The organism is Pseudoalteromonas sp. BZA4, assembly GCF_040104395.1.
Lineage (GTDB): Bacteria > Pseudomonadota > Gammaproteobacteria > Enterobacterales > Alteromonadaceae > Pseudoalteromonas.
The window spans coordinates 1-1418 of the sequence record NZ_JBECOT010000140.1 but is presented as its reverse complement, the minus strand read 5'-3'; the positions used below and the strand labels follow the sequence as shown (position 1 = coordinate 1418).

The window sequence follows — 1418 nt, the reverse complement described above, 5'->3', positions numbered from 1 at the left end:
TAATGCCGATCAGTTAAGCAATTGACATTTGGCATAATAGGATCAAAATCCGATGATCACAGGTCATCGGATTTTTTTTATGCCCCTTAGTCATAGCTTCGCCAATATTTCATCATTTATCGATTCTAATATTCACAGCTTGTCGGAAATACTGGATGAGTCTTTAATACAACAAGCACTCGCAGAGTCTGGGGTCGCCACTCTCAGAAAGCGTAGGTTACCTCTTGAATTAATGGTCTGGAGTGTGATTGGCAGCGCATTGTTTCGAGATATGCCTATGACTCAGGTCATCAACCGTCTTGATATTGTGTTACCGAGTAAGAAACCTTTTGTAGCTCCCAGTGCGATTGTTCAAGCAAGACAGCGTTTAGGCTCAGAATCTATTCGTCATATTTTTAATATGACTCAATCCCGTTGGCATCAAGATACACCTCACCCAAACTGGTGCGGATTAACGTTACTTGGTGTTGATGGCGTGGTGTGGCGTACAGAAGATACGCCTGATAATAATGATGCGTTTGGTAAGTTGCATAATGACAAACGCGAATCGGCTTTCCCTCAAGTTCGTATGGTCTGCCAAATGGAACTCTCGAGTCACTTATTGACCGCATCCGCCTTTGACGCCGTTGCGGCTAATGAAATGACGCTAGCTGAGCAGTTGATAGAGCAAACACCCGACAATAGTCTAACGCTGTTTGATAAAGGTTTTTACTCATTAGGGCTACTTCATAAATGGTCGACCACAGGCACATCAAGGCACTGGCTAATTCCCTTAAAAAAAGGCACGCAATATGAAGTTATCAGGGAATTTGGAAAACACAACCAACTGATTAGGCTCAAAACAACACCTCAATCACGAAAGAAGTACCCAGACTTACCTAGCACAATCGAAGCTAGATTGTTGATGAAAACCATCAATGGAAAACAGCATCAGATACTGACGTCTATGACTGACCAAATGAAATATCCAAGTGCTGATATCGTCGATCTCTACAGTCACCGCTGGGAAATAGAACTTGGGTTCAGGGAAATGAAACAGTACCTACTCAAAAATGAATTAACGTTACGCAGCAAAACCCCGGAGCTAGTAAAACAAGAGTTATGGGGCGTGTTGCTCGCATACAATTTAGTACGATATATGATGACAAAAATGGCCTACAGCCTGAAAGGAATATGGCCTTATCAACTCAGTTACAGCAATGCTTCTGGCTATATCATCAAGGAATTAATGATGTTGCCTCATACATCAGCAGGAAAAGTACCGAGCGTTATAAATAAACTTATTGCGATGGCTGAAACCTTTGTACTGCCAGAGCGGAGAGAAAGACATTATCCAAGGTGTGTGAAAAAGAGACCTAGTCGATACCCAGAGCGGAAACCAAAAAAAATGCTTGCCAGTTCTTAACTGACAAGCATTA

Annotated in this window: 1 protein-coding gene; it reads left to right on the top strand. The window is 42.2% G+C overall.

The features are described 5' to 3' along the window. Window positions 1–79: 79 nt before the first annotated feature. Entirely contained in the window at window positions 80–1405 is a 1326-nt protein-coding gene (locus ABMY41_RS21745; protein ID WP_349276262.1) for an IS4 family transposase, read from the top strand. The last annotated feature ends 13 nt before the right edge of the window (window positions 1406–1418 follow it).